Source organism: Halolamina salina (assembly GCF_042678005.1).
In the GTDB taxonomy this organism is placed as follows: Archaea; Halobacteriota; Halobacteria; order Halobacteriales; family Haloferacaceae; genus Halolamina; species Halolamina salina.
The window spans coordinates 1-5,836 of record NZ_JBHUDH010000183.1 but is presented as its reverse complement, the minus strand read 5'-3'; the positions used below and the strand labels follow the sequence as shown (position 1 = coordinate 5,836).

Below are 5,836 nucleotides of genomic sequence, written 5' to 3'. Positions count from 1 at the left end.
GGGGGTGACGCCGCGGCCCCCGACCCCGACCTCGTCGACTGGCTCGCCGGGTTCGAGAGCGACCCCGGGATCGGCTCGAACTCCTGGGTCGTCTCGGGCGAGCACACCGCCTCCGGCGACCCGATCGTCGCGAACGACCCCCACCTCCAGCTCTCGGCGCCGCCGATCTGGTACGAGCAGCACGTCGTCGGTCCCGCGTTCGACAGCCGCGGGGTGGCGTTCCCGGGCGTCCCGTTCGTCGTGATCGGGCAGAACCACGCCGGGGCGTGGGGCTTTACGAACGCCGGCGCCGACGTGATCGACTTCTACGCCTACGAGACGGTCGACGACGGCGCCGGCTACGAGTTCGGCGACGGCGTCCGACAGTTCGACAGCCGGACCGAGACGATCGAAGTCGCCGGCGCCGAGAACGTCGATATCGAGGTGAAGCGCTCGGTCCACGGCGCGGTTCTGAGCCAGTACCCCGACGGCGACGGGTTCGAGACCGCCGACGAACTCGGTGTTGCGTGGACGGGGCTGTCGGCGACCCGGACGGTCGAGGCAGTCCGGAAGCTCAATCTCTCCGACGGGCTCGACGACGCCGAGGCGGCGATCCGGAAGTTCGACGAGCCGACCCAGAACTTCGTCTACGCCGACGACTCGGGGGACACCTACTACTGGGTCACGGGCCAGATCCCGATCCGGACCGTCGACGGCGAGCCGGTTCGGGGCACCCGAATCTTCGACGGCTCCGCAGGAGAGGGCGAGTGGGGCGACGGGTACGAGCCCTACGGCGAGTCGTCGTGGGGCGGGTTCGTCCCATACGAGGAGAAGCCGGGCGTCCGGAACCCCGACTACCTCGCCACCGCGAACCAGCGCATCACGAACGATCCCCAACACTACCTTTCGGAGGGGTACGCGCCGCCGTTCCGCGGGCGACGGCTCTACGACCGGCTCGACGCCCGCGCCGAGAGCGAGGCGCCGATGGACGCCGCGTTCCACCGCGATCTCCAGACCGATGTGGTCGATGCCCGCTACGACCTGTTCCGCCCGATCGTCGAGGAAGTAGTCGACGCAGGCGGGACAGCCGACGGCAATCTCGACGCGCCGACCGCGGCGTCGCTGCTCGATTGGGACGGCGAGATGCGCCCCGGCCGCGCCGAGCCGCTGCTGTTCGAGCAGTGGCTCCGGAGCTTCCGCGAGCGGACGTTCGGCGACGATTTCGACGCGGCGGATCTGCCCGAGGGGTTCCCCCGACCGAACTTCTGGGTGCTCGGGACGCTACCCGTCGATAGCGAGTGGTTCGACGGCGACCGCGCGGCGGTCGCGGCCGACGCGATGACGGACGCCCGCGAGCGCATCGACGGCGAGGGGTGGGAGACGTACGGCGACTGGAACCGCGTCCGGTTCGCACATCCCTTCGACCAGTCGTTCCTCAACTACGAGCAACTCCCCACCGCGGGCTCGCCGGGAACGATCCGGAACTTCCACAGCGAGGCGTCGACGGGCGCGAGCTGGCGGATGGTCGCGACGTTCGACGGCGAGTCGGAAGCGGTGCTGCCCGGCGGCAACTCCGGCGACTACTTCTCGGCCCACTACGACGACCAGCTCTCGCTGTGGGCGGACGGCGAGTACAAGCCGATGACTCGGACGCTGCCCGACGGCGTCGATCTGACGTTCACGGAGGGCGAACGATGACCGCCGACTCGCCGGGGGGTGGGCTGACTACCCTCCGGACGGACCGCCGACGCTGGATCGCGGCGACTGCCGGCGCCGTCGTACTGGGACTGGCGCTCTCGCTGTTCCACTGGTCGGGACTCCTCGCGGCCGGCGCGCTGGTCGCGCTGCCACAGCGATCGCTCGGGCGGGGGATCGCCGCCGGGGTCGGGATGGGCGCGCTGATCGTCGTCGGCTTCCTCGCCCAGTTGGCACTCGCGGGGACCCTCGCCCCGGTGCTCGCGATGGGGCAGCCGAGTTGGCTCGCACTGGGCATCGGTCTGTTGCTGCCGGCGTTCGGCTCGCTCCTTCGCGGGGTCGTCTGATCCGTCCGGGGCCCCGAGGGCCTCACTCGGAGTCGTCGAACTGGACCGGGACGATCCCCTCCTCCCGCCACGCCTCGAACTCGGCTCTGAACCAGTCGTCGACCGCCTCGACCGCCGCCTCGGTGGAACAGCAGTAGAAGCCTCGGCCGTCGTGGAACAGAACGACTGCCGCGTCGTCGACCGGGGGTGGGTAGTACACGACAGTGCCCCCCTCCGACCCCTCGATCGTCTCGAAGCTCCGGCTCCGTAGCTCGCCGGACTCCTGTGAGAACATCGAGATCGCCAGCGCCTGTGGGTGGACGCGGTCGATATCGAGGTCGAACCGGTGGACGATCGGGTGGGCGCGCTTGACCGCCTCGACGCTCTCGTACCGATCGTCGTCGGTCGGCCCACTCTCGTAGAACAGGTCGCGAGCGTCCGATTCGTGCCAGATGTACCAGCCGGCGAGTGCGACGACCTCCTCGGGCGAGCAGTCCGAGAGGCGGACGGTCGCGACGTCTGCGTCCTCGAAGCGAGCGGGCAGCCCCGGCGGGGGCGTGATGCTGCTCGCGTACGCTCGTACGTACTCGCTCCACCGCATCACGACCGTCGAGTCGACGCCGTCGCCGCTGACCAGTCGCTCGATCTCGGTGTCCTCGCTGAGCGGCCCCTCTCGTGAGGGGTGTGGCGGCAGGTCGTCGGGGATCGCGTCCGGCTGATACGCCATGTGGGGTGAGTTGCCCACGAATCACCTTAATACTGCGTCGGCTCGGGTGACCCCACGCCCGCGCCGAACTGATCCTTTTTACCGATCCCCGACCCACCCACACCCATGGGCACCCACATCGTCCCGGTCGGTTTCGACTACGACCGGCTGATCGCGCCGCTGATCCGCGACCAGTTCGACGTGGATCGCGTGGTGCTGCTCGAGGGCGCGGTCGGGAGCGAGGCCAACGTCGAGTACTCCCAGAACCTCGCCGGCAAGCTGGAACAAGACTTCCAGAACCTGCTGGGCGCCGAGACCGAACGCGTCGGGCTCTCTGACGTGTACGACTACGACGCCGCCTTCGAGCGGGCGTACGACCTGATCAACGCCCACCTCGACACGGGCAGCGAAGTCTGGGTCAACATCTCCTCGATGCCCCGGCCGGTCAGCTTCGCGTTCGCGACCGCGGCACACTCCATCACGCTCGAACGGCAGGAGGACCGCCACCGCATCCACACGTACTACACCGCCCCCGAGAAGTACCTCGAGACCGAGATGGCCGAGGAGCTACGGGAGACGCGTGACCTGCTCGCCGAGGTCCGCGAGTCGGGCGCCGACGACGGGGAGATCACCGAGCGCTTAGAGAGCATCGAGGGGCTGCTCTCGGAGTTCGACGAGCGGGGGACCACGATCGGCGCCAAGAAGATCGGCGACAACCACATCGTCGAGCTCCCGGTGGCGGCGTTCTCGAGCGTCGAGCCGTTCGAGGAGGTGATCCTGTTCACGCTGGGCGAACACGGCGAGTTCGAGAGCGTGAGCGAGCTCGCGGAGACGCTGGCAGCGGACACGGGCGAGGAGTACACCGACAGCTTCCGGTCGAAAGTGATCTACAACGTCGATCGGCTCGGCCCCGGCGGGAAGGCGTACGTCGAACAGGAGGCACACGGCAACTCCCACCGCACCTCCCTCTCGCGGATCGGCGAGCTCTGGGTGCGGGCTCACGCCGACGACGAGCCAGCCGATCTCTCCTAACTCGCCGTCCCGTTGTACCAGTCCAGCCCGCCGGTGTCGATCTCCGCGGGCGACTCGGACGTGACCGCCGTGACTGCGCCCGCGGCGTCGAGGTAGAGCCGGCCGTCGTCCTGGACGGCGGTGTTGCGGAACACGCGCTGGGCCTCACTGGGCGAGAGGCTCTCGTTCTCCGCGAGCATTAGGGTGAGCGTCCCCGCCACCAGCGGCGCCGCCACGGAGCTACCGTACATCTCGCCCGCCGTGTTCGTCTCGACGGCGCTCGGCGCCGAGATGTCGAGGCGCGGGCCGGTCGAACTGTACGGCTGCGGCTCGCCGGTCACCGCGTCGACGGCGCCGACGGCGATGACGCCCTCGGCGGTCGCCGGCGCGACCATCCCGCCGCCCTCGCTGCTGATGGCGAGTTCGTGGCGGGAGGAGAACAGATCGACGGTGCTGTTGTCGGCGTCGGGACCGCCCCGGACGGCGACGTAGTAGCGCCCCTCGGGGACCGTGGCGTCGATCGCCTCGGTGTGGCTGCCGGCTCCGGTTTCGTTCGTCGCCGACTTGGCGACCAGCGGGTCACCGCCGTTCTCCGCGCGGTAGAGGTAGAGGTCGTAGTCGGCGGCGCCCTCCCAGTAGAGCCGAAGCGAGACGCTGCCGCTGATGTCGCCCTCGCCCAGCGTGTTGTACCGCGTCTCGTTCGCGAACGCGAGCCACCCCTCGTTTCCGGTGCCGGTCCAGTGTCGGTCGGCGTAGTTGCCCGCCGAGGTCACGAAGGCGGTGTCGTTCGCGGCCNGCCCGCGCCGGCCTCGTTCAGGCGTGCCATCCCCTCGGCGGTCCGGGGGAAGTAGCTCCCGGCGTCGACGACGACGTCGACCTCGCGCTCGCGCAGCCAGGAGACCGCGCGCTCGTAGGCGTCCGGTCCCCCGTCGAGGCCGATGCTCGCGAGGTACAGCTTCGCGTCCGGCGCGGTCCGGGCGACGATCTCGGCGACGGCGGTGTCGTGCGTACCGTCGGCGGTCAGCCCGGGCGACCTGTCCGCGAACGTCCGGCTCGCGGCGACCGAGTCGGCGATCCGCCCGTCGCCGGGGGAGAACTGGCTCCCGATGACGCCGACACGGACCCCCTCGCCGGTGACGCCGGCGTCGTGGACCGCGTCGAACCCGGACAGTGGGTTCGGATCGCGCGTCTCCTCGGTAGGCTCCGGCGACGAGCGGATGGCGTCGGCGAGCGCGTCATTGGGCGGCCCGCGTACCAACTGCTGGCTGCTCGACCCGACGGGGACGGCGAAGGAGACGCTGCTGACGACGACGACGACGACGAACAGTGTCGCTGCCGTACCGACTCTCATGCCGTCATCTCCGGGGGGTTGTTCATCAGTCCGTTCGGCTGTACTGGAGTGCGACCGCCGCGAGCGCGACCAGCCCGCCGGCGAGGAACAGCGCCGCCGGCGGGACGGTGCCGAACAGCGCGTCGGAACTGATCGAGTCGGCGACCCGAGGCCCCGTGGGGCCTGCGATGCCGCCGCCGCCCACGTTCACCGTCGCGTGGACCAGCAGGGTCCCTGCGAGCACCGCGGCTGCGGCGCCGACGTACTGCCGGAGCGAGTCGAGCAGCCCCGACCGCTCCGCCTCGTTCCCGACACAGACCACCAGCGAGTCGTCGACCGGCGCGTACACCTTCATCTCGCGGCCCTTGACCGAGTAGCGCGTCTCGGCGACCTCGACCAGATCGGCCTCCTGTAAGTTGTCGAGGTGGTGGCGGGCGTTCTGCAGCGACGTGTCGACCGCCTCGGCGAGCTCGGAGGCCGTCCGTGGCTCGTCGTGTAGCGCCGTCAGCAGCGATCTGGCGGTCTCGGAGGAGAGCGACCCGATCAGCGGATCGACTTCCTCGTCGTCGAGCCAGAGCAGCCGGGTGCCACCCTCGTCGTCCGCCTCGTCGGCGGCGACGGCGTCGGATTCGGACGGCAACAGACCGGACATGAGTGTGCGTACCACATCCAGTAACTAAACCCTTCGGTAACGACAAGAAGCTCCGAGTCAGCGCGCGCGGCGGAGCCGCCCCAGCAGCGGGGTGCGCTCCGCGACGAGCGCGTCCGCGGCCTCGACCGCCTCGTCGG

The 5,836-nt window shown here is 70.0% G+C and carries 6 protein-coding genes; 3 read left to right on the top strand and 3 right to left on the bottom strand.

Going from position 1 to position 5,836, the window contains the following annotated elements; genetic code table 11:
* Both ACFR9S_RS13700 and ACFR9S_RS13695 read left to right on the top strand, forming a co-directional pair.
* On the top strand, window positions 1-1,677 hold a 1,677-nt coding region (locus ACFR9S_RS13700; protein ID WP_379818890.1), incomplete at its 5' end, for a penicillin acylase family protein.
* Window positions 1,674-2,021, top strand: a complete 348-nt coding sequence (locus tag ACFR9S_RS13695; RefSeq protein ID WP_379731992.1) for a hypothetical protein — start codon at window positions 1,674-1,676, stop codon at window positions 2,019-2,021. The genes ACFR9S_RS13700 and ACFR9S_RS13695, both read left to right, overlap by 4 nt.
* A 22-nt stretch (window positions 2,022-2,043) precedes the next feature.
* On the opposite strand, the gene ACFR9S_RS13690 is transcribed toward ACFR9S_RS13695, so the two are convergent.
* Complete coding sequence (locus ACFR9S_RS13690; protein WP_379731993.1) at window positions 2,044-2,727, bottom strand: hypothetical protein; 684 nt, start codon at window positions 2,725-2,727, stop codon at window positions 2,044-2,046.
* Window positions 2,728-2,832: 105 nt separating this feature from the next.
* Here ACFR9S_RS13690 and ACFR9S_RS13685 point away from each other — a divergent pair, with 105 nt between their 5' ends.
* Window positions 2,833-3,738, top strand: a complete 906-nt coding sequence (locus tag ACFR9S_RS13685; RefSeq protein WP_379731994.1) for an HFX_2341 family transcriptional regulator — start codon at window positions 2,833-2,835, stop codon at window positions 3,736-3,738.
* Here the strand turns inward: ACFR9S_RS13685 and ACFR9S_RS13680 are convergent.
* Complete coding sequence (locus ACFR9S_RS13680; RefSeq protein ID WP_379818889.1) at window positions 3,735-4,490, bottom strand: S8 family serine peptidase; 756 nt, start codon at window positions 4,488-4,490, stop codon at window positions 3,735-3,737. The genes ACFR9S_RS13685 and ACFR9S_RS13680 overlap by 4 nt on opposite strands.
* A gap of 603 nt (window positions 4,491-5,093) precedes the next feature.
* Window positions 5,094-5,699: an ArsR/SmtB family transcription factor gene (locus ACFR9S_RS13675; protein WP_379818888.1), complete on the bottom strand. Its 606-nt coding sequence runs from the start codon at window positions 5,697-5,699 to the stop codon at window positions 5,094-5,096.
* Between the last annotated feature and the right edge of the window lie 137 nt (window positions 5,700-5,836).

Coding starts and splice junctions, on each gene's coding strand:
- ACFR9S_RS13675 (WP_379818888.1), bottom strand. CDS start 5,699: ATGTCCGGTCTGTTGCCGTCCGAATCCGACGCCGTCGCCGCCGACGAG.
- ACFR9S_RS13695 (WP_379731992.1), top strand. CDS start 1,674: ATGACCGCCGACTCGCCGGGGGGTGGGCTGACTACCCTCCGGACGGAC.
- ACFR9S_RS13685 (WP_379731994.1), top strand. CDS start 2,833: ATGGGCACCCACATCGTCCCGGTCGGTTTCGACTACGACCGGCTGATC.
- ACFR9S_RS13690 (WP_379731993.1), bottom strand. CDS start 2,727: ATGGCGTATCAGCCGGACGCGATCCCCGACGACCTGCCGCCACACCCC.